Below are 22,158 nucleotides of genomic sequence, written 5' to 3'. Positions count from 1 at the left end.
CATTAGTCATTAGTCATTAGTCATTAGTCATTAGTCATTAGTCATTAGTTTTTCTCCTCCTGCCCCCTGCCCCCTGCCCCCTGCCCCCTGCTTCCCCTACTCCCTACTCCCTACTCCCTGGTAAAAAGACTGTAAATACCGCCCCTTGGGGTTGATTATTTTCTACGGTGATTGTACCACCGTGGGCTTCAATTGCCATTTTGCAAAAGGCTAAACCTAAACCTAATTGAGATACTTCTGGTATTTGTTTTCCGACTTCGTATTTTTCAAATATACTTTGTTTGAGGTCGTCACGTACTCCTGAACCAAAATCAGCAACTTGAATTGTCACTCCACCTGCACCCGATTGATTTGCCCTCAAGACAACTTGGCTGTTTTTCGGAGAAAACTTGATGGCGTTGGAAACTAAGTTATCTAAAACTCTGCGAAAGATGGCAGCATCTAAATTAATCTGAATTTCAGACGCAGATAATTGACTGATCAGTTGTAGATTTTTTTGTGATGCGATCGCCTCAAAGCTGGCTAATACTGACAGACATATATCACAAATGTTGTTCTTTGTCAAGTTTAAAACCATTTTGCCTGATTCTAACTTAGCCATGAGCAACTGATGGTCAATCAAAGATTGCAACTGCTGTACACTAGAGACAATCTGCTCAATCTTGTTTTGCTGCTTTGCGGCTGGAAAATCAGGTAATTTCAAGATTTCCGTGGCTAGGATAATAGAGGTCAGGGGATTTCGCATATCATGCAACATCATGTTGACCATATCTTCTCGGAACTGAAGCAAAGCCTGTAACTGATCATGTTGCTGCTTAATTCGCAACATTGAATGCACCCTAGCACGTAACTCTAAACCATTAACAGGTTTACTGATAAAGTCATCTGCACCTGCGGCTAGACACTTGGCTACATCTTCTTTTGCCGTTAAGGCTGTCACCATGATAATCGGAATATGCCGCCACTGAGGGTTAGATTTGATGCGTTTGCATACTTCAATGCCATCTACATCTGGCATCATTACATCCAATAAAATCACATCAGGTTGAAACTTTGCTAAACGCTCAATTGCTCGTTGACCATTAGCCGCATAGTTTAAATTATAACCTTCATGAAAAAGCAAGGTTTCAATTACATCAAAATTATCTGGTTCATCGTCAACGACTAAAATGAATGGTTGCTTATCCATTGAGTAGAGAAATTAAGTTGATAATAAGTGTTGAATGATACTTGTTAGCTCTCGGAGTTTGACAGGTTTGTTGACGTACTCATTGGCCCCTGCTTCGAGGCATTTTTCGCGATCGCCTGGCATAGCTAAGGCAGTCAAAGCCACAATGGGAACCTGAGCTAATTCCTGGTGTTCACGGATACGACGGGTAGCTTCTAACCCATCGATTCCAGGCATTTGAATATCCATCAAAATCAAGCTGGGGCGTTGTGTTCTAGCCAATTCCACAGCCGTTTCTCCATCACTAGCCAGTATCAGCCGATACCCTCGACTTTCCAGGTAGCTAGAAATAGTTTCAATATTAGCCTGATTATCTTCTGCTAACAGAATTAAGGGTGATTCTGTGGGTAAATCAACGAGTGATGGTATTAACTCTGATGATTGTACATCTGCTGTTAGCGGAGGCAATATAAATTTTTGCGATGTATCAGGTAAACGCACGGTAAAGCAACTACCTTTGCCTACCTCACTACTGACAGTGACATTTCCGCCATGTAATTCTGCGATTTGGCGTACTAAAGCTAGTCCTAATCCTGTGCCGGTATACTGACGATTCAGGCGGCTGTCAATCTGCACAAAGGATTGGAACAACTTACCCATATCTTCTGGAGCAATGCCAATACCTGTATCGATTACCGAAAAACTGATCCAGGTAGATGATTGTGAGGTTGGCGAAGGGGTATTTGCTGAAGGATGAGAGTTTTCCATGCTCTCTCGTCTCACAGCTAAAATTACAGAGCCACCTTCGGGGGTAAATTTTACAGCATTATTGAGCAGGTTAATTAACACTTGCCTGATCCGTCGTTCATCTACAGCAATTTCTGTGACAGTATTTTGAATATTCAAGGTGAGTTGAATTTGTTTCTGAGATGCCATTTGTTTGACAAAAGCCAAACTAGACTCACACAAATAACTGACAGCAACGGCAGCTATTTCTAGTTTGAGTTTACCGGCTTCGATTTTGGCTAAGTCCAAGATGTCGTTAATTAGTTCGAGCAAATGTTTACCGCTACGCTCGATAGTAGTCAAAGCGCGTTGCTGCTTTTGGGTTAAACTACCAAATACACCATCTAGCAAACCTTCCGACATTCCCAGGATAGCGTTGAGGGGTGTACGCAACTCGTGACTCATACTAGCTAAAAATTCATCTTTGAGACGAGTAGCACGGGCTAATTGGTGGTTAGTGTGCAGCAGTTGTTCATTCAAATTAGACAAAGCTGTTTCGGCTCGTTTGCGATCGCTCAGTTCAGTTTGTACCTGTTGATACAAATCCGCTTGCTGAATGGCTACCGATAATTGACTGGCGATTTGCTGAAGTAGATTAGCTTCATCTGGTTGCCATTGACGTTGTGCAGCACAAGCATGAATGCTAATTAGTCCCCAAACTCTGGGACGTTTATTTTCGACTTTTTGGACAATAGGAGCGACAATTTTGGATTTTATCCTTGCTTCCTGCATGAACTCCTTGAGACAATTTCCCCAATCATCATCTTGAGTATCCGTGACGATGCGGACATTACCCTGACGGTAAAACTCATAACATTGTTCTGGGAAGCATTCATCTTGCCATAACATACTGTCTATCATGGGATATTCTGGAACTACAGATTCTTCCAGCACCATCCCACAGCCATTAGTCATCAGCCGAAAAATTAAAGCTCTGTCTGCCTGGAAAGTTTGCCTAATTTCGTTGACGGCTGCCGATAAAATTGATTCTAAATCCAGAGATTGGCGGATATGTTGAGTAATATTCCTCAGTAGTCTTTCACGCTGTGCTTGTTTTTGCAAAATTTCCTCTGCGTGTTTGCGATCGCTAATATCTTGAATCACACCGATTAAATATTCTGGTTCGCCAGAAAGCGACAGCACCAAGGAAATAGTTAAGTAAGCCCAGACAGACTTGCCTTGTTTGTGAATATACCGTTGTTCGCGGGCAAAAGTCTGAACTTCCCCAGATAACAGCAACTGCATTTGTTGTTCACCCACAGCAATATCTTCAGGATGGGTAATCGTAGTAAAGCTTCTGCCCAGCAATTCTGCGGCGGAGTAACCCACAATCTCGCCAAATTTTTGATTCATGCGGGTGAATCTGCCCTGTAAATTCGCTTCAATCATCCCGACATTTGCTTGCTCAAAGGTAGCGCGGAAGCGAGCTTCACTTTCTTTGAGTGCTGCCGTTCGTTGTATGACTTTGGTTTCTAGTTGTTCGTTGAGTTTTTGCAGAGCTTGTGTAGCACGTTGACGTGCTAATTCGGCAGACGCACGCGCTGCAAAAACCCGTAAAGTTGCTTCGATGCGTTCTGGTTCTTCTAAAGGACGGGTATCAAGAATGCAGAGGTTGCCTATGACTACACCATTGTTCTCTCGTAGTGCTACACCTAAGTAGCTTTCTGGCTGTATTCCTTGCAGATGAAAATCTTCGGGGAATTCTTGATAAACTTGATGAGGACAGTAATATATACCCTGTGCCAGTGCCATCTCACAAGGTGTATCAGCTACAACATAGCTGATTGGGGGTTGTAATGCGTTATTGGCAAAAAATCCTAAAGTGTGTAGGCGATCGCCAATCAATTCTGAAACTAAAACGTAGGGGGCATCTAGAGCTTGTGCCGTATAGCGCACCAAAGCCGAGAAAAACTCTGTACCCGTCACCGTGGCAGTACCTTCAACTAGGGTGCGTAAAGATTCTTCGGCACGTTTGCGCCTAGTGATATCAGCACCAGTACCAATCAAGCGATAAATGCGCCCAGTTTCATCCCGTAAGGGTTTGAGTGTCACCAGTACCCAATAGCTGCGATTGGTTTGGGGATTAGTAATGTATTCTTCGTAATAATAAGTTTCACCCAAGTTGACACAAGTTTCGTAGTGTCTTGCTTGTGATTCCCCAAAGGAGTTACCAAACACTTCGATTGGAGTTTTGCCTTGTACTTCTAAAAGGCTAATGCCAAAAAATCTTTCTGCCACAGGATTCCAAACTACATAGCGATATTGCCCCAGACTATCGATTTCTAAGGCAAAAATCGCTTGTTCCACATCTTCATAGATGGCACGCAGAAAACTCTCGCTTTTTTGCAAAGCAATCACCGAACGTTGGCGTTCAATGGCAATCCCGGCAATGTGGGCGGCAAGGGTAATTGTTTTGATATCAGATGCTGTGGGTGTTTTCACTTGGCGATAATATACCGCAAACGTACCCAACACCTGACCATTACTAGCAATAATCGGCGCAGACCAGCAAGCCCGCAAGCCATAACTCAGGGGTGTTTCCTTCATTTGTTGCCAAAGCGGATCATTGGCAATATCGGAGACAATGACTACTTGTCGGCGATAAGCAGCCGTACCACAGGAGCCAACACCCTCACCAATCAGCAAGCCATCACCGATACTGATGTAATCTGGTGGTAAATTCAGGGATGCCGCATGGTGCAACCGACTTTCTTTGTCTAGGAGCATAACACAAAATAAAGCACCATCAAATCCTTGTGCCATACCTGCAATCAAGGTCTGGAGAATATCCGCCAATGCTTCCCCTCTGGCAATTCTGGCAAGAATGCGGTTGTGCATTTCCAATTGTCCGGCGATGCGTTTACGTTCCCGGAGGGCGGCTTGCTGTTCGGTAATATCTGTAATCGTTCCTACATAACCGCTATAATTACCATTGCTATCTACTGTAGGTGTGGCACGCACCACCACACAAGTGATTTTACCCTGTGGAGTTTGATAGCGGCATTCTGTGAAAAATGGCTGTTGCTGACTAACGCTGTCGTACCATTCATGAAAGACGCGATCGCGGTCTTGCGGATGCAAAGCTTGTGACCACTTTGTACCTAATGCCTCCGCCATAGTCAATCCTGCTATTTCTTGCCATTTTTGATTGACGTACTGACAGTTACCTTGGCTATCTGTATAAAATATCCCGGCTGGAGCATTGGCGATGATAGCTGCATAAAACTGCTCACTATTTCTCAAACTGACTTGGCTCTTCTCCTCTAATTGCGATCGCTGTAATTTCCTTTTCTCTAGACACCTCAACGCCTTGATCACATTCTCATAGGTCAATAAACCTTTTATTCTTCCTGTATCATCAACTACAGGTAAATGTCGAATTTGATACTGACAAAATAAGTTGAATGAGCCAGAGAGATTCTCAAACTCAGAATACTGTAAGGTAATTACAGGATGAGTCATTACCTCACCCGTACTGACTTCAGCCCAATTGCATCCCTCTGCACCTAAGCGAACTACATCCTGCTGTGTCAAAATACCTACCAGTTGGCTATTTTCCATGACTAATACACAACTGGCTGGAACTGCGAATCCTAGCCCAGACTGATGCCCATCAGTCGATAGCAAGCTACCGATTCTAGTTTTACTCATTAACCGCAATGCCTCTATTGCTGGCATATCAGCAGTAACCACTAAAGGATGACGGATCATCGCTGCTGTCAGCAGAACATCCACATTATCCCTTTCTGCCTCAGCAATATCGACAGATAGATTCGTATCCATTATGACAACAAAATGAAGAAAATAGCTGGTGATATTGCCAACTCATTAACTTTTATAAACCAAAATAGACATAAATATTACATCAATCATTTATCTTTAGAGAAAATTTATACTGTAGTGGGTTTAATTCCAGGGAACAGGGAACAGGGAATAGGGAACAGGCAACAGTTAGTAGTGGCGTGGCAAGCCTTAAATGTTGCATTAAAACTCTCTTGTGGTACGGGCTTCTAGCCCGTACGGTGCAGGCTAGAGAGCTTACACCACAAGAACTATATTTGTGCATCATTTTAGCCTTGCCACGCTAGTAGGGCGATGCACAGGCCACGATGTTTTTTTATCAAACTATTGGCATTACTTTTGAATTCGTCGCCTTCAGATCACGGTAGGCTACAGCCAACGCGTACAACCACATTCTGGCGGGTCATGATTGCTCAAATTGTACAATGTACTTGACTTACAGTTGTATGGCAGAAAAGATATGTTCAACAGAATGATGGGTAAGACTCGCTATGTAGTCTGTCGCCTGTTTCTACATTTAGGGGGGTCTGATGTCGCCCCAATTTTGGGAGAATTGAATCGCATCGCCAGAGAAGCAATTGATGCTGAGGGTGATTTGCAAGTCATGGGAGAGGGATTAGTAGACCTGTGCGAAACTCTCCTACGCTCTGATGAATACTGGCTTTCTGCTGCTAATGAAGGCGATGTCTTCTGGAATGAAGGCGAAGCGGGAGATTATGTCAATGAATTATTTAGCGATTCTGCCGAAAGATATGGTGCTGATTTAGAGATAAATTCTGATGTTAATCAGCCCTTATCCCTGCCGCCGACACGTAACATCATAGTGATGATTACCGTAGCTTTTGAAGGAGAAGTTCCAGATTTAGAAACTGACTTAGCGAATATTCAGGCGTTGAAGCAAGGGTTAAAAGCCTTAATTAATCTACATTACAATCATAAACTCAGGGCTATTCAAGTACATTTCTCACCCGCACGATTCGGTGATGAACTTACAAATGATCAGCTATTGCAATATTATCCAGAATTGATACCGTTGTAACTGATGGGGTTGTCCGTACACTGCTCCCTGTGAGAACTTGTTAAGCTCGGAGATAAGCTTATAATGCCATGATCATGTCCATATTACGTAAATTTACATCCTTTTTGTTAGTTGTGAGTTTGTGCTTAACAACTGTCGCCTGTGGCGGAGAAACTCAAACTACCTCTAATAACGGCAATTCTCGCCCAACTTCTACTGCTACTAAGCTCAGTGATGGTCAGTATTCAGTCCAACAAGCCACTTATGATGATGGTTCTGGTGAGTACACTTTATTTTTACTCAACAGTACACCCCCAACATTTAGCACCGAAAATTTACAAATGGCAAGGCTGACTGACGAAGAAATCAAAGAAGGTAAAAAAACCTATCTGAAGGTTGATAACGGACAGCCAGTTTTGTATTTAACTGAAGATTTTAAAATTGAGTACGTCCACAACGTCACAGAAACTAAAACTAATCCCCAGACAGGGCAACCGCAAACGGTTGTAGTTCGCCAAGAAAGTAACTTCTGGACACCCTTTGCAGGAGCGTTAGCGGGTCAAGCATTGGGTAGCTTATTATTTAGACCTCAGTATTACGTACCGCCTGTTTATCAACCCGGTACTGTACTAACAGGCTACGGTGGTTATGGCAGCAGCTATAACCAAGCTGTTGAGAGTTACCGGACTCGCTATAATTCAGCACCCGCAGCTGTCAAAAATCGGACTGCTTTTAGAACTACAGGCACAATTAGAAGGTCATCTGGTAATTCCAGTACCTCTACAACACGTACTACTACAAACCGTCCTTCTGGTTCTGGTTTTGGTAGCAGTACCCTGCGCTCTTCTGGTAAATCTACTACAAATAAACGCCAACCTAGCGGTAGTAGTTTTGGTAGTGGTCGTTCTCCCGTCCGTCGCTCAAGTGGTTTTGGTAGACGGCGTTAGTTAAGCTAGGGACTGGGGACTGGTGACTGGTGACTGGGAATTGAACATTTTTCGGTTCCCAGTCTTGTAGTCTTGTAGGGTGCGTCAGACTGTTTCAATGCTGTCAATAAACGTATGTTTGATATCTGACGCACCCTACTAATATGCCAGTTGCGTAATATCATGTCCGGCTAATTACTTATGATCAGTTTTCGATGCTGATCTTTTCTCTTTTCTTGTTCCCTATTCCCCGTTCCCTATTCCCTATTCCCCGTTCCCTGTTCCCTGTTCCCTGTTCCCTGTTCCCTTTTACAAGGTTGAAAATGCTTACGGGCGAAAATTGATTTATCCGTACTAGAAGCAACAATGAGGACAATTAAATAGAGTCCTGGAATATTAATTTTTATAGTTATTTCTCAGTAGTTAATAGTAGATTAATTCCCAAATTATTCGATTTTATCAGATATTTTCCTATTTTATTTGTAAAAAAATCATACAGTAAATATGTTGAGAAGTTTAGCTAACAGCACCCTTGGTATAAATTAATCAAAAAAAATAGCAACTTGAAATACTTATAACAGACAGACTTAAATCTGCTATCAAAGTGATGTTTTGTACACTTCATTGGTGGGAGCATCCCAATTTTGCAAAAATAACCGCAGCAACACCAAAAACTCTCTGAACTTTCTTACCTTCGTGATCTTTGCGTCCTTCGTGGTTCGTTTCTTCCCAGCCTTTGACATTGGGTAAAAATAAATTTACACATTTGGGATGCTCCCTCATTGGTGGATTTAATGGTGTCAGAGATGAATTTACAACTATAAGACTCTCGCTACAAATTCCGAGAGTTGAATTTATATTGGAGTGTCCGGATTATAGTTCTGCGATTCGCATAATTGTTTAACCATTGAGGGCTTTTAAAACACTATCTGAACTTTTTTAAGCCATCGTTGTATAATTTTTACGGACATAACAAATGCTACGTCGTATACTTAACTTGAGTTTAAGAGAAGTTTTTTACTTGCCATTTATTCGCATTCCATTAGAGTGGAATTATCAAATAGCAAAACAAAAGTATGCGACTCATTTACCTGTTCTGTCTTCAGATGATTTAACTTGTGTGAATTCTCTTAAAAATCAAGGGGTGTTTTTATCATCTCTAGATAAACTAAATCTTGCTTCTACGCCTAAATTGCTTCAGGCATCTCATAGTTTGATACCAGAACTATTAAGGGTAAGTCCTCAAAGAAAAAATCAATATTATATTGAAGCTACACCTACTCAAATTAATAACTATTTAGATATTTTTTTGTGGGGTTTGGAAGAAAAACTGATCAATATTGCAGAAAAGCATCTAGGGTTGCCAGTTTTCTATATGGGGCCTTCTTTTCGGAGAGATTTGGTGAATGGCATGCAAATCAAATCAAGGCGATGGCATATAGATCACGAAGATAGGCACATGCTGAAAATTTTTATTTATTTAAATGATGTCAATGAAGATGGGGGGCCTTTTCAATATATTCCTAGAAATGGCAGTGAGTTAGCAAAGAGGTTAATCAGATACAGACATAGCACTGTTTCAGATAAAGTTATGCAATCAATTATTCCTGCCTGTGAATGGAAGTCAAGCATAGGTAATGCTGGTACTGTAATTTTTGCAGATACAGGTAGCATTTTCCATCGTGGTAAAGTACCTTTAAATTCGGAAAGATTCGTCATTATTTTTTCCTATACTTCTAAATTTCCTAAAAATCCACATTATTGTAAATCGATTTTTTATAAACAACAGTTGAATACATTAGCAAATTCTCTTTCATCACGACAACGGAATTGTCTGTTTATGAGGTAAAATTTAGGCTTAGTTATTAGTCATTAGTCATTAGAGGATGTCTCTTAAGTATCAGATTTTATTCAGTTTCTCCCTTAACCCTTTTAAAAAAGGGGGAAAACTTCTTTAAGGGACTTCCAGATAACAAAAACATCCAAAATTTAGGGTGCGTCAGATAATGTAGGGTGCGTCAGTACGAGAAACTCTAGCTATACCAAGACAATATTCATTCTGACGCACCCTACTAACTGCTATATAACAAGTGCGATCGCTCATCTATGATTAGCAGCGATCGCATTTTAATTTTTATTGCTGATTATGTTATGTTACTTCATTTCTTAAGTAAATTTAACTAAAAAAAAGAAGCGTTTAGATAAATTAATAACCTATTAAGGTATGATAAATGTAGTCATAGGTACATTAATGTGGGAGTTATCTATATAGGCGATCGCTCGGTTGGTAAGACACACTTAGCAATGGAGTTGGCTAACCCTAAACATGAGTACGTAAACGTAATCACTCCAGATTACGAAAATCTCAGTTCCTTGTTACTGGATGACAAGTTGCAGGGAACTAAAGCTACAGATGTGATTTATCAACGTGATTTAGAGATGCAAGTGCGACTACCCACGGGTAATAAACAAGTCTTTGTCGATTGGATTGATACACCGGGAGAAGTCTGGCGTAAAAGTTGGCAAGTAGATAATTTTACTGAATGGCAGAAGCTGTTAGAAAATATCCGCAATAGTGAAGGTGTTTTATTGATACTTCCTCCCCATCGAGGAATGAACTTTCAGCCGGGTGTAGAACTAGAGCAATTTCCTAGTCAACAGCAATGGTGTCATCGGTTTGAGCGTTGGGTGGAGTTTTTCAGTCGAGACTGTCCTAAATTAAGACATATTGCTATTTGTTTAAATAAAGCTGACTTGTTTTGTGATTTGCCACAGGAAGCAGCAAAACTGGCTTACAGTCCTTATAAAAATCAAATGAATTGGCAACAACGCCACAGTTATATTTTGCAACGATATTTTAAACCAATTCAATCTCAATTAGCGCAAATTAATCAGAAAATTTCCGGCTTATCAGTGCGCTGTTTTATTACTTCAATTTACCATCGTTCACTTTTAGAATTGCCTTGGATATATCTGGGGAGTTATTTGGCTAAATAATCGAAAAATCATAGATATGGGGAACATTTGCGTTATTGGCCCAATTGGATCGGGTAAAACTACTTATCTAGCGGCGTTAGCTTATCAGCCAGCAAAAGCTGCATGGAAAAAAAATAATTTTCATATTCAACCGATTAATGATGAGACTCGCAAGCTAGTAGATAAAGCTGAAAATATTATTTTAGAAGGAGCATCTTTAGAACCTACCAGTTCTCATGTGAGAAATATCTATGAATTGCCTGTTTACTCATTCAATATTGAAATTAAAAGAAATTTCTCAAAACAACAAATAAACTTAGTGGTGCGAGATTATCCCGGAGAAATATTTGAAGAATTAGAAACAGGTTCATCAAATCCACTGCATGAGGAGTTTATAGAGGAATGCTTAAGTAAAGATGTCAATGGCTGTTTAATTCTGCTGACGGAATGGAAAAAAGGCACTGATAAATTTTATAGTCGAGTTTTGCAACGGTTTATTCAATTAATGGATACTCACGATAGGGCTAATAATTTACGTTTGGCTGTAGCTATGAGTAAGTGTGAACGGGGTGAATTATGGCCAGGTCGTCTAGACCCGGAAGCAGATTTATTTGATATTCACTTACCTAAAACTAAGTCGATTTTAAAAGAGAAAATTCCGGCTCAAAATTTACGATTTTACGCTATATCAACCTTTGGTGTTTTGGGTCGGAATAATCCTAGACCAAATCGGGTGATGGAATCGGGGACTGATGGTGTCCGTTCAGTTTTGCGAGAGGGTAATCGGTGGCGACCTTATGGGATGATTTCCCCTCTCTATTGGCTAAGTACAGGCAAGAGGATGAGAGACGATGCTTAATTGGTTCAAGACAAAAACAGCTAGTTTGGAATCTCAGCAGAGAAATGCGGTGTTGCGGGTGATTGGCGATCGCGGTTCGGGAAAGACTGCATATATGGCATCATTGGCAAGATGGCCTAATGCTGACCCTACTAGCCCTGTACAGACAGTCATACCTGTTGGCGAAGCTGGAGAAGAACTGATTAGTAAAGCGCAGAATATTCTAGAACAAGGGTTACAGTTAGAACCTACGGATTTGACTGCTAATACAGCAGATATCAACGATTACACCTTGAGAATTACCCTGAAAGCTAATATCGGTTCTCAATTAGTCAATCTGAATATTAGCAGCAAAGACTACTCAGGGGAGTTTTTCAGTGACTTGTTGTATCAAGCCGGAAATCCGCAACTACAGGAATATTTAGAGGATTGTTCCCTAGCGACGGGGATAATGTTCTTGGCTGATGGTAGTAGTCGGGGGAAAGATGGGGAATATGCTAATGGGTTAGATAAATTTTTAACTTTGCTTGACCGTACTGATTTGGAATTGGACAAGCGAAGAATCGCTTTTGTATTAACCAAGTGTGAACAACCGGAGTTATGGATAAATCGCCATAGACCGGGGTTTCTGGCTGAGGCTCGTTTCCCTCAAGTTCACAGAAAATTACAGGCTTGGCAGCAGATAGGAAGCGGTAGCGTGGAATACTTTACTACTTCGGCGTTTGGAATGTTGGGGAATAATTTCCCGGAGCCGAATGTGCAGTTACTTAAGCGTGATCGTGGTGGTGTGACAGCAGTGATTAAAGAGCCAAAACGCTGGCGACCATTTGGTTTAGTAGCTCCGATTTATTGGCTGTGTACAGGCGATCGCCACAAAGAATTAGATAAGGGTTAAGCAGATGAGTATTGAAATTCACGAGTTCAGCACAGGAATTAGAGCAGAAAGGACTGCTGATGGTGGTTGGGTGTCCTTGGGATTTACCGGACAGTATATGAATCGCACTCTTGAGCGTATTCCTGAAGTTGTTGAGCGTTCAATTGCTAATCGGGAATTTGCAGTTACAGAGGGAGCAGCTACTGAGCAACCAGCACTGATTGGTCGGGTGGTGGGAACAGGAAACGATGCTTGGTCTGTATTGGCTGTAGTCACACGGGGACGGGATGAAAAAGGGCGTAGTCTCTCCGTGTATCGTTATTTTTTGTGTGAGGGAGAAAATAATCTAAAACTACTAATAGCTGGTTGGGAAAATCAACGTAGACCTACATTTAACCCGTTTGATTATAGAAGTGTTGGACAATTTTACTTCTTTGATGGTTCTTTTGCTCTGCCTGACGTGACACAAGAAGCTAAAAATTTACCCTTACACCAACCTCAACCGACGCTCTTACCACCTGAACAGCGATATAAATTAGAAACTATCAACGCTTTAGCAATTAGAAAATACAACCTTCATCATCAAATTCAGCCTGTTGCATGGGCGTTTAATGTGGAGGCGTTAGAGCAACCCCATCGTTTTCAGGTGATTCAACCAGCAAGCGATCGCGCTTATCAAATTTTGCTCAGGGCGATCGCTCATGTTCCCCAAGTGTCTGTACCAGTAGTTGTAGACGAAGAAGCCCTTAAGTCAGCACTTCGGAGTTTAATGAATAGTTCTCAAGTCAAAGCTGAAGCTGTGCGAATAATTGCTGAGGCTGTTGAGAATAAAGATATTACTTCAAAATATTGGCATTCTCTCTTTGATGGGCAAGGAGCAGCAACAGCAATTAGCCAAAAAATTTATAGTCCGCAAATGGTGCGACTGATGACGTTGAGAGCAATGGTAATTCCAGAAACTTTACCAGAGTTTTTAGGTTGGTTGAATGTGAAAGGCGGTAAGAATAAACCAGATGATAATCAAACTATCTCGTTAGAATTTCAAGCCGCTATTCGTAAAGATTTTCCTCGAAATAAACTTCTTGAAGGGCTTAAATTTATTCTTCCTGAATTGCTCAACCAAAATATTACACCTGAAGCTGTTTATTGTTTAATCAAGTCAAAAGGAAGTGCTTGGTTTCCTGTACATAAAGATTTTATTGTAGAAATATTAAAAGATTTAAAATTTATTTCCGATACGATTCAATCTAACAATAGAGCGAGAATAGAGGGAAGTTCATTTAATTTTGATCCACAGGTTTGGCAAGAATTAATATCATATTATAAAACATATTATACTCAGAAATCAACTAAATCTTATTACAAGCCATTAGCCGAGTTATTTTTGCATTTAGAAGAATATGTCTTAGCCGCTTATTTCTATCAAGTAAGCTATGGTTTAGTACCTAAAAATATATTTGTTACTGCTTTTTCTGAACATAGAGCAATGTTGTTTGCTCCACCCGTTTTAGGTGTAAAAATAAAAAAAGAGCTTAGTTGGTTTGAAACTCTTAGTTATTTACTTATTGATTTTCTATGTCGGGGGTATATTGTGCCAATTAGAACAGTCATTATTCTATCAATATTTCTTTTTGGTAGTGGGTTATTTCTTGGGTTTATTTTACCTAAAAGTGTTTCGCAGTCATCATCATATAGGCAACATACAACATCAAATATAAAACCTTCTTCTAGTGATAAACCTATAAAAGAAGACGATGTAATAGAAGAAGCAATTGCAGATGAAAAGTTTGATAAAACAAAGAAAGCACTTAATACAATTGTTGATACCATTTTTGAAGATAGCAATAAAAATAACAAGAAAATTAGCAAAACTCAGGTTATTACTGAAATTAAAAACACTTTCAAGCTTTCAGAACTGAATTACCCAATTACCGAACTATCCAATCCACAAAGGAGAAACTTAGCTAAAGCTATACATAAATATCAGGAAGACAGGGTAGGTAGTGATTCTGCTACCGCATATATAGAAATAGGCAATCAAACCGCTACATCATTACTCAAAGATTTGAGAAAACACTTTCAACTAAATTAAACAAATTAAATTAAAAGATGAGATTTTACCTGTACATATTAGCTGGCATAACATCCGCCTTAATAGGCTGGAATATCGGTCAATTCTTCCTGACTGATATAGGTTTATTAACCTCATTTCCAGAAATTATCTTATTTCCCTGCATCGCGATTTCTCTAGCATTTGGGATGGTGATGAATGAAATATTTATCAGTAACCCCACCCGAATTAAAATTAACTTCCGCATCGCTAAAACTCCCCTACTCATAGCCATTGGTTTAGGAATTTTGGCTGGGTTAATTGCTGGGTTAATTTCCCAAATTTTATTTTTACCATTCATTAGCGTCCCCACTCCAATTGTTAGGACTTTGGGTTGGCTGTTGATTGGTTGTTCTGTAGGTATTGCTGAAGGGTTAAGCTGGCGTTGGCACAGTTTAGAAGCAGGTGAACCTAAACGTTTTAAACAAAGATTTCTTACCAGTGTTATTGGTGCTAGTGCTGCTAGTTTAGTTGCGGCTGTGATTTTTGAATTTATTCGCACATCTTTGAGTGAAATACCAGCAGCTTTTAAAAGTGCAGAAGATCCTTTAGGGTTTTCTCTCTTGGGTTTATTACTGGGTTTAGTGTTTAGTTTCACCAATTCCCCCAGTTATATGGCTGCTTTGAGGGCTGGCACAGGATTTGAATTCACAGGCTTTAATTACCAAGATGCGATTCCTCAATTAGAAGGTGTTCATAAATCCAACCCATATATTGATAAATCTCTACTGACGTTTGTTAACGATGATGAAAATGAAGAAATTGAAGAAGGTTTATCTATTCAGTTACCAAGTAATGGCATAATTAAAATAGGTTCTGCTGAAAAAGAAGCACATATCTATATTCCCGGTTTGCCGCTACACGTTGCCGATATAGTTCTGAAAAAACGTGAAGCTTTTTTAACTCCAGACTTCAATTTTTTTAACACAATTGAGGTGAATGGTGAACGTTTAGTTTCTCGGCGTAACGTGCGTTTAAGACATAACTATGTTTTGACGTTTCATACAGTCAAGATGGATGGCAAGAATGAAGAAAAAATGTATAGATTTGTCTACTATAATCGTTTCCTTGACCCGCAATCTTAGCTTATCAATGCTGATGATGGCTGCTGTGGCTTTACCGAGTTGGGGACAGGCTAAAAAAGTAGAGATTGTTGGTAATCCTAGCGTTAAGGATGACCAAGTAACTATTCGCATTAAAGTTAAAAGTATAGAAGATAGACCTGTGATGGGTCTACAAGACACAAATTTTAAATTAATTGTCGATAATAAAGAACTGCCATTTAAAACTAAAGATTGGAAAAGTCCAGAAGAAAGCATACCGCCACCAGCTTGGATTATAGTTTTAATCGATTTTAGTGGCAGTATGAATATGCGAGACAGTCGCGGAACGAAAAAAATTACAGGTGCTATTAACGCTATTCGACAAGTTACTAAGGTATTAGGGGAACGTGGAGGAAATACCCAAATTTCTATTGTTCCTTTTGGTGAACCTGGGACTAATTGCCGAGGATATGCTGTTAATCAAGAAACTCTCAATAAATTTTTTGCAGCGAATGATTTTAAGTTAAAAAACTATCTTGATTACCTCGCTAATGTAACTCCCTGTGCTTCTACTAATCTTTATGAACCGTTGCGGAAAGCCATGAGGTTTTTAGCTAATGCTGAAGACACCCGTTTTTATGTACCGGAAAATTCTCCCCAACCTCAACCTAGACTGTCGATTATTTTGCTATCTGATGGTTATCACAATGCCACAAATGAAAAAGAGGATTTTGAAACTTTAACTACTCTACTTAAGAGAAATAGTAATATTACCGTGCATACCTTGGGGTATGGCTTAACACCAGAACAATTAGGACGAAAATACAACCTGGGAAAACCAGCTACCCGTGGTGATATTGGTGTAGGTGCAAAGAAAGTTCCAGAAGCGGAATTTGTAGATCAAAAGCGTTTGGCGGAAATAGCTAGGTTAACTGGGGGAATTGCGGAGTTTTCTGGAGATGCAGAAGCGATCGCCCAAAATTTACAACTATTCCTCAATGCTTTGTTAGGAGAGTACGAAATCACCTACACCCAACCTAATGCAGACAGGGGTTCTAGACATAATGTGCAGGTTGTGGTGACTGATAAAGCCAACCAAGCAGTTAAGTCATCAGCAAAACCTTACATGATTACAGTATTCGGGCGATCGCTTCCCTTAACAGTGCGAACAATCATGGTTGTCTGTATCCTGAGTGCGATCGCATTCGGTGGTGTACTCCCCTTTTACTACTGGGGGAAACATTTGAAGCAAGAAGCACTAGGGGATTAAAAGCGAGTCAGGAGAACTTTATGAAAACTAGAATATACTCTCTAACTACTTTAATCTTCTTCCTAATTACTGCTTGTTCTCAAAACAGTAACCAAACGAATATAACCTCATCCGAATGTCCTGACACAGCACAATCTACCCTTGAAAACAGTAACGTTAAACCAATTTCTCTCACTAATCAAACTATCACCCAATCAGGAATAGCCAGCAGCAATAAATCAATTGGCTATAGTTTTGAAGCCCAATCTGGTCAAAAACTTTCTTATACAACTAATCAAAATATTTGTATTTGGATTTATACCCCAGATAATCAGATATTAAATGACGTTGTATTACCCATGACGGGAAAATACACCATTCAAATTTCTGCACCCAGAGGTAATACAACATTTGATTTAGCCATGAATTTAGAAACTATCACAGAAGTTTCTCAATCTACCTCTTTAGTATCAAACCAGCTTGCTATCAACTCAACCAGAAAATCTGCTTCAATTTCTTCCATAAAGCCTACACCTATATTATCTACCCCATCACCTTCTGTAACACCCCTAACTTCTCAATCTGATAACCTTTCCAGACTATCACCAAAGAAAGCCATAGAAAATTATTATGCCCAAATTAACAATCATCAGTATCAAGATGCTTGGAATATTTACCCTGCTGCTGTCAAAGAAAATAAACAACTTCATCCAGATGGATATAACTCTTATATTGATTGGTGGCAAAAAGTAGATTTTGTAGATATTAATCAAATTGACGTAGAAAAATATAATGCTGAATCAGCGATAGTTAGTATGTCAAGTAAATATAGGATGAAAAATGGGCGTAAAATTCCTGTATCTCTCAAATTTTACATGATATGGGATAATCTTAATCAAGATTGGAAGGTAATTAAAATTAAACACAACAAACTTAATATTTAACATCCAAACAATAATGAAAAAACTAATTATATACTCTACATTATTAACCCTGTTGGGATGCCAGAATTTAGATAACTCATCTTCTCCTGTTGCGGAAGCTAATGGTTGTCCAGAAAAACCTAGTATTTCCCTGCGTGAGAATGAAGTTGAGGAAGTTTCATTAAATGAGCAAATAGTCACTAAATCAGGACAGGCTAAGGCTAACAAAGCTATTGGTTATCAATTCCAAGCTGAATCAGGACAAAAACTGAGTTATGCCACCGATGCGGATGTTTGTATTTGGGTATTCGCACCAGATAACGAAATTCTTACTAGCAGAAACTTAGAAAAAACTGGAAAGTATATCATCCAAGTATCAGCACCACAAGGTACAAAAAGTTTTGACTTGCAAATGTCTTTAGATATTCCCCAAGTTGCTGCAACTTCTAATGTTTCATTATCATCTACTAATTCTATCCAGCCTCGCTCAACTGTCAAACCTCAAGAGGAGTCTAGAAGGAAGATTAATCCATCAGTAATCAATAGGAATCAATCACAAGCCGATAATGAACAACCCAGCAACAACAACATTCAAACTACACATGATATTACTCAAGAAGAAGCACTAGATTTAGTTCAGCAATGGTATGCAGCTAAACCTCGGATTTTTGGCCCACCTTATGATACTAATTTAGTTGCTCAGTTAGCAACAGGAAGGCTTTATTCATTTACCACCGCATCTAATGGGCCAGTTAATTGGTTAGAAAATAATAATGCTTACTATCGTTATGAAAAATCAGACATTACTAACATTTTAGAGTTTTCTAACTCTAGTAATAGACCATATATAAAAGTAAGAGTTGTTGAAGAGTTATATCTTCATGGTAGGAATGGAATTGATAGGCAGCAATCAGGAGTTTTCCGCAATAATTTTATTTATGTGTTTGAAAAAGAGAATGGCAATTGGAAAATATCCGACTACAAAAAGGTGACTCGATGAATAAAAATACTAAGATATACAGAAAAGTGGTTAAAAGAAAAACCTCTATTAATTACACGAGGTTTGCTTTAGTCTGTGTTGTACCGACAACAACATTATTAATTTTGTTCTTGCTCATGAATAAAATTGCTCAAAAAGCAAATAATTCTACAAACAACAAACAGATTACTACTAGCTTACCCGATATAAATGGTTCATTACCTACACCAAAATCAACAAATAATGCAACAATACAACCTAGAATTAATCCAACAATTTCTGTCAATAAAAATAACGCGAATATCGGGCAAATAAATATAAATGATAATCAATCAGAAGTTTGGGAATATACAGCCAACGTTGACACAAATATGAGGCTAATTCCCCAAGAGGATTACAAACAAGCAAGTAATAATCTTAGCAAAGATAACAAATTAAATTCACAGCTTATCTATAGAGTAAATCAGCAGAATTTTAAATACACTTCTGAATTACAGACTAAAGTTAATGCTATTGTACAATTTGTAAATGATAAAAGATTGCCAACACAGCATTTATCTGTAAGTCTGATTAAGTTAAATAGTCCAGTATGCTGCGAATATGCTGGTTACTCAGATGGTACGCCAAGATTTCCAGCTAGTATTACAAAATTATTCTGGATGGTCTATCTATATGGTTTATATGAAGAGGGATATTTAGGAAAAGGGGAAGTATCTGAAAAAGCATTACGTAAGATGATTCAAGACTCTGATAATGAGTCAGCTAGTTTAATAGTAGATAAAATTACTCGAACAAAATCAAGTGCAGAATTACCTCCTGATGAATACCAAGAATGGTATCAAAAGCGTCTGGCTTTGAATAATTTTTTTAAAGCTGCTGGTTATGATCCTATAAATATTAGCCAAAAACTGTTTCCGACTTCCTACAGTAAAAATGATAGTCCTACGGGGGCAGATTTACAAATACGTAAAGATGATTTTTATCCGATCAGGAATTATACTACAACTCGTGATGTTGCCCGATTACTACTTGAGATAGAGCAAGAAAAATCAATTTCATCAAAATATAGCCGTCAAATGAAACGACTTTTAAAAAGGAGTTTAAAAAAAGAAGATTGGCAAAATAAACCATTCAATGCGATTCAAGGTTTTTTAGGGGAATATTTACCAGAAAACGCTTACTTTGCTTCAAAGATGGGATGGAATTCTAAAACTCGTAACGATGCAGCTATTATAGCTAGTCCAGATGGTAAGCATAAGTATATATTGGTGATTTTTGGAGATGATCCAAGCTTCTATCAAGATAAAACAGTTCTTCCAGAAATATCACGTATGCTTTATGAACAAATGACTCAATGAAAACTATTTCCAATCTATTTAGACTATGAAAACGCAAAGCAAAAAATTATGGTTAAATATACTTTTTCATTACGGGTAAAAGGCTTAGATGAACAATATATGTACAGCTTAGATTTAAACCCTACTCAGGAAAATATGCCGGAACAGGTTTTTACTTCAGAAATCCGTGAAAATTTGCGAATATCTCTACAAAATAAAAGCCTCTGCGCCATTAAAGATAATCATCTTTATCAAATCATCCAAACTTGGATAGAAGACATTAAAGAAGGTTATCGAGATAGTTCACTCACCCTGAATTTACCTTTATTAATCGAGTCAAATATAGACAAATTAAATGAGCCAGGCTTTCAAGAACTCCCTGCGGTTATCAGTCCAGACTTATTCAATATAGAACCCATATTAGGAATGCTACCACCATTAAACTTTTAAACAAAAACAGTCAATCCTCTAGCCAATTGCAACCGAATAGAATACAAAATCATCCGCTTTTATCTGCGTTCATCTGCGTTCATCTGCGTTCTTTTCTTCTCCCTGAGTTAAAAGCACTATAAAAACAGAAAATCACAATGGAAAATGTATTAAATGTAGCCATCAGTCCCCATCGGGAATTTATGCCAGCAGAGACAGCAGGACAGAAACTATTTCTAATGTTGAAACTGCGGCCTATAAAAGATTTAGCTGTAACTCGTCCGCCAACTACCTTTGCATTTGTGATTGATACCAGTGGTTCAATGTATGAAGTCGTGGCTGGCGATACTAAACCTACTGGTATTACCTACAACCAAGACGGGAAAGAATATACACAGGTAACAGGCGGTAAATCCAAAATCGATATAGTGATTGAGTCATTATTAGCACTGGTGCATTCCGGTAGACTCAGTACAAGCGATCGCATATCTATTGTCCAGTTCGATGACTCAGCCTCGCAAATTATCGGTTTAACCAGTGCCACCCAAGCCAGTCAATTAGAAGATGCGATCGCCCGACTCCGCAGTTTTTCCGGTGGTACGCGCATGGGTTTAGGCTTGCGCCGTGCATTAGATATGCTGAGTAATCAACAAATGACAGTCCGGCGCACACTCCTATTTACAGATGGACAAACCTTTGACGAAGATCAATGTCGGGCGATCGCCTCAAACTTCGCCACCAATAACATCCCCATCACCGCTTTAGGCGTAGGCGAAGACTTTAACGAAGACTTACTAACTCATTTAAGTGACTCCACCGGGGGCAGCTTATTTTACATAGTTCCCGGTAACGCCGTCGGTACTCAAGTTTCCATACTAGATTTACCCAACAAAATCATCGATGAATACAGCCAAGCACAGCAAGAAGTGATTACCAACCTCGCCTTAACAGTCAAAACAGTAAAAGGCGTAGAACTTACCCGCATAGTTCGCGCTTATCCCACCCAAGCAGAATTTCCCCTTGGACAAGATCCTTACCCCATCGGAAATGCGATCGCTAACGATGAAACCATCTTCATCTTAGAATTCAGCATGGACAGCAGACCAGCCTCCCGTGTTCGCATTGCCCAACTCGGTTTAACCTACGACATCCCAGGACAAAAACAACGAGGTGAATTACCCCCACAAAACGTCATAGTGCAATTTGTCGCCGGACAAAGTAGTACAGCACAAGTTGATCAAGAAGTAATGAACTACGTGCAACAGTGCAACATTGCCAATCTTGTCAACCAAGCCACAAAAATAGCAGACAGTGATCCCCAACGCGCAGAAGAAATATTAGAAACAGCGCGACGCATGACAATCAGAATCGGCAACCAAGCCATGACAGACTCCTTAAACGGCGCACAGGAAGAACTACGCAAAACCCGCAAAATTTCCGCCGGAACCCGTAAAACCGTCAAAATGGGAGCCAAAGGAAAAACCGTCAAAATGTCCAACGATATCAATGATCAACTCTCAGAAACAGAAATGCGTAAACTCACAGGAACTTAAAACCCAATCAAGTCAGAACAAGTTCGTAGTAAGGACTTTAGTCCTTATTTTCCCAGCATTAAAGCACTAGCAGATGATTAGGGTGAGTCAGATGTGGGAAATTCGGTCATATTTACCAGATTATCTCTACTGACGCACCCTACAAGAG

General features: G+C 39.5%; 17 protein-coding genes. 15 read left to right on the top strand and 2 right to left on the bottom strand.

The window, feature by feature from the left end; translation table 11 throughout:
- Window positions 1–103: 103 nt before the first annotated feature.
- Window positions 104–1,189, bottom strand: coding sequence for a response regulator (locus A3775_RS01635; RefSeq protein ID WP_066423590.1), 1,086 nt, complete (start codon window positions 1,187–1,189; stop codon window positions 104–106).
- Between the two features lie 12 nt (window positions 1,190–1,201).
- Complete coding sequence (locus A3775_RS01630) at window positions 1,202–5,737, bottom strand: PAS domain S-box protein (protein ID WP_066423589.1); 4,536 nt, start codon at window positions 5,735–5,737, stop codon at window positions 1,202–1,204.
- Window positions 5,738–5,749: 12 nt separating this feature from the next.
- On the opposite strand from A3775_RS01630, the gene A3775_RS01625 reads away from it, so the two are divergent.
- The 15 genes from A3775_RS01625 (at window position 5,750) to A3775_RS01555 (ending at window position 22,010) form a co-directional block, all read left to right on the top strand.
- A complete protein-coding gene (locus tag A3775_RS01625; RefSeq protein ID WP_066423587.1) occupies window positions 5,750–5,968 on the top strand; it encodes a hypothetical protein in 219 nt (72 codons plus the stop codon).
- 247 nt (window positions 5,969–6,215) lie between these two features.
- Window positions 6,216–6,794: a DUF1517 domain-containing protein gene (locus A3775_RS01620; RefSeq protein WP_066381208.1), complete on the top strand. Its 579-nt coding sequence runs from the start codon at window positions 6,216–6,218 to the stop codon at window positions 6,792–6,794.
- 68 nt (window positions 6,795–6,862) lie between these two features.
- Entirely contained in the window at window positions 6,863–7,720 is an 858-nt protein-coding gene (locus A3775_RS01615) for a hypothetical protein (protein ID WP_066423585.1), read from the top strand.
- 955 nt (window positions 7,721–8,675) lie between these two features.
- Window positions 8,676–9,548: a hypothetical protein gene (locus A3775_RS01610; RefSeq protein ID WP_066381216.1), complete on the top strand. Its 873-nt coding sequence runs from the start codon at window positions 8,676–8,678 to the stop codon at window positions 9,546–9,548.
- Between the two features lie 404 nt (window positions 9,549–9,952).
- Window positions 9,953–10,696: a hypothetical protein gene (locus A3775_RS01605; RefSeq protein WP_066381217.1), complete on the top strand. Its 744-nt coding sequence runs from the start codon at window positions 9,953–9,955 to the stop codon at window positions 10,694–10,696.
- Between the two features lie 16 nt (window positions 10,697–10,712).
- The gene (locus A3775_RS01600) at window positions 10,713–11,534 is read left to right on the top strand and encodes an ATP-binding protein (RefSeq protein ID WP_066381218.1); all 822 of its coding nucleotides are present in this window, start codon (window positions 10,713–10,715) and stop codon (window positions 11,532–11,534) included.
- Window positions 11,527–12,408, top strand: coding sequence for a TRAFAC clade GTPase domain-containing protein (locus tag A3775_RS01595; protein WP_066381219.1), 882 nt, complete (start codon window positions 11,527–11,529; stop codon window positions 12,406–12,408). Before A3775_RS01600 ends, A3775_RS01595 begins: the two co-directional genes overlap by 8 nt.
- A 4-nt stretch (window positions 12,409–12,412) precedes the next feature.
- Entirely contained in the window at window positions 12,413–14,479 is a 2,067-nt protein-coding gene (locus A3775_RS01590) for a hypothetical protein (RefSeq protein ID WP_066423583.1), read from the top strand.
- A gap of 17 nt (window positions 14,480–14,496) precedes the next feature.
- Entirely contained in the window at window positions 14,497–15,582 is a 1,086-nt protein-coding gene (locus A3775_RS01585; protein ID WP_066423581.1) for a hypothetical protein, read from the top strand.
- 7 nt (window positions 15,583–15,589) lie between these two features.
- Complete coding sequence (locus A3775_RS01580; protein ID WP_066423579.1) at window positions 15,590–16,810, top strand: vWA domain-containing protein; 1,221 nt, start codon at window positions 15,590–15,592, stop codon at window positions 16,808–16,810.
- A 20-nt stretch (window positions 16,811–16,830) separates the two neighbouring features.
- Entirely contained in the window at window positions 16,831–17,733 is a 903-nt protein-coding gene (locus tag A3775_RS01575; protein WP_066423578.1) for a hypothetical protein, read from the top strand.
- Window positions 17,734–17,746: 13 nt separating this feature from the next.
- Window positions 17,747–18,712: an ARC6/PARC6 family protein gene (locus A3775_RS01570; RefSeq protein WP_066423573.1), complete on the top strand. Its 966-nt coding sequence runs from the start codon at window positions 17,747–17,749 to the stop codon at window positions 18,710–18,712.
- Complete coding sequence (locus A3775_RS01565) at window positions 18,709–20,049, top strand: serine hydrolase (protein WP_066423571.1); 1,341 nt, start codon at window positions 18,709–18,711, stop codon at window positions 20,047–20,049. The genes A3775_RS01570 and A3775_RS01565 overlap by 4 nt, the downstream gene beginning before the upstream one ends.
- A gap of 48 nt (window positions 20,050–20,097) precedes the next feature.
- On the top strand, window positions 20,098–20,478 hold the full coding sequence (locus A3775_RS01560) for a hypothetical protein (RefSeq protein WP_066381230.1): 381 nt from the start codon (window positions 20,098–20,100) through the stop codon (window positions 20,476–20,478).
- A gap of 137 nt (window positions 20,479–20,615) precedes the next feature.
- Window positions 20,616–22,010 (top strand): VWA domain-containing protein, encoded by a 1,395-nt coding sequence (locus tag A3775_RS01555; RefSeq protein ID WP_066423568.1) that lies wholly within the window; start codon window positions 20,616–20,618, stop codon window positions 22,008–22,010.
- Window positions 22,011–22,158 lie beyond the last annotated feature (148 nt).

The sequence above is a fragment of the Anabaena sp. 4-3 genome, assembly GCF_001597745.1.
GTDB lineage: Bacteria > Cyanobacteriota > Cyanobacteriia > Cyanobacteriales > Nostocaceae > Trichormus.
This window is presented reverse-complemented; position numbering and strand designations above follow the sequence as displayed.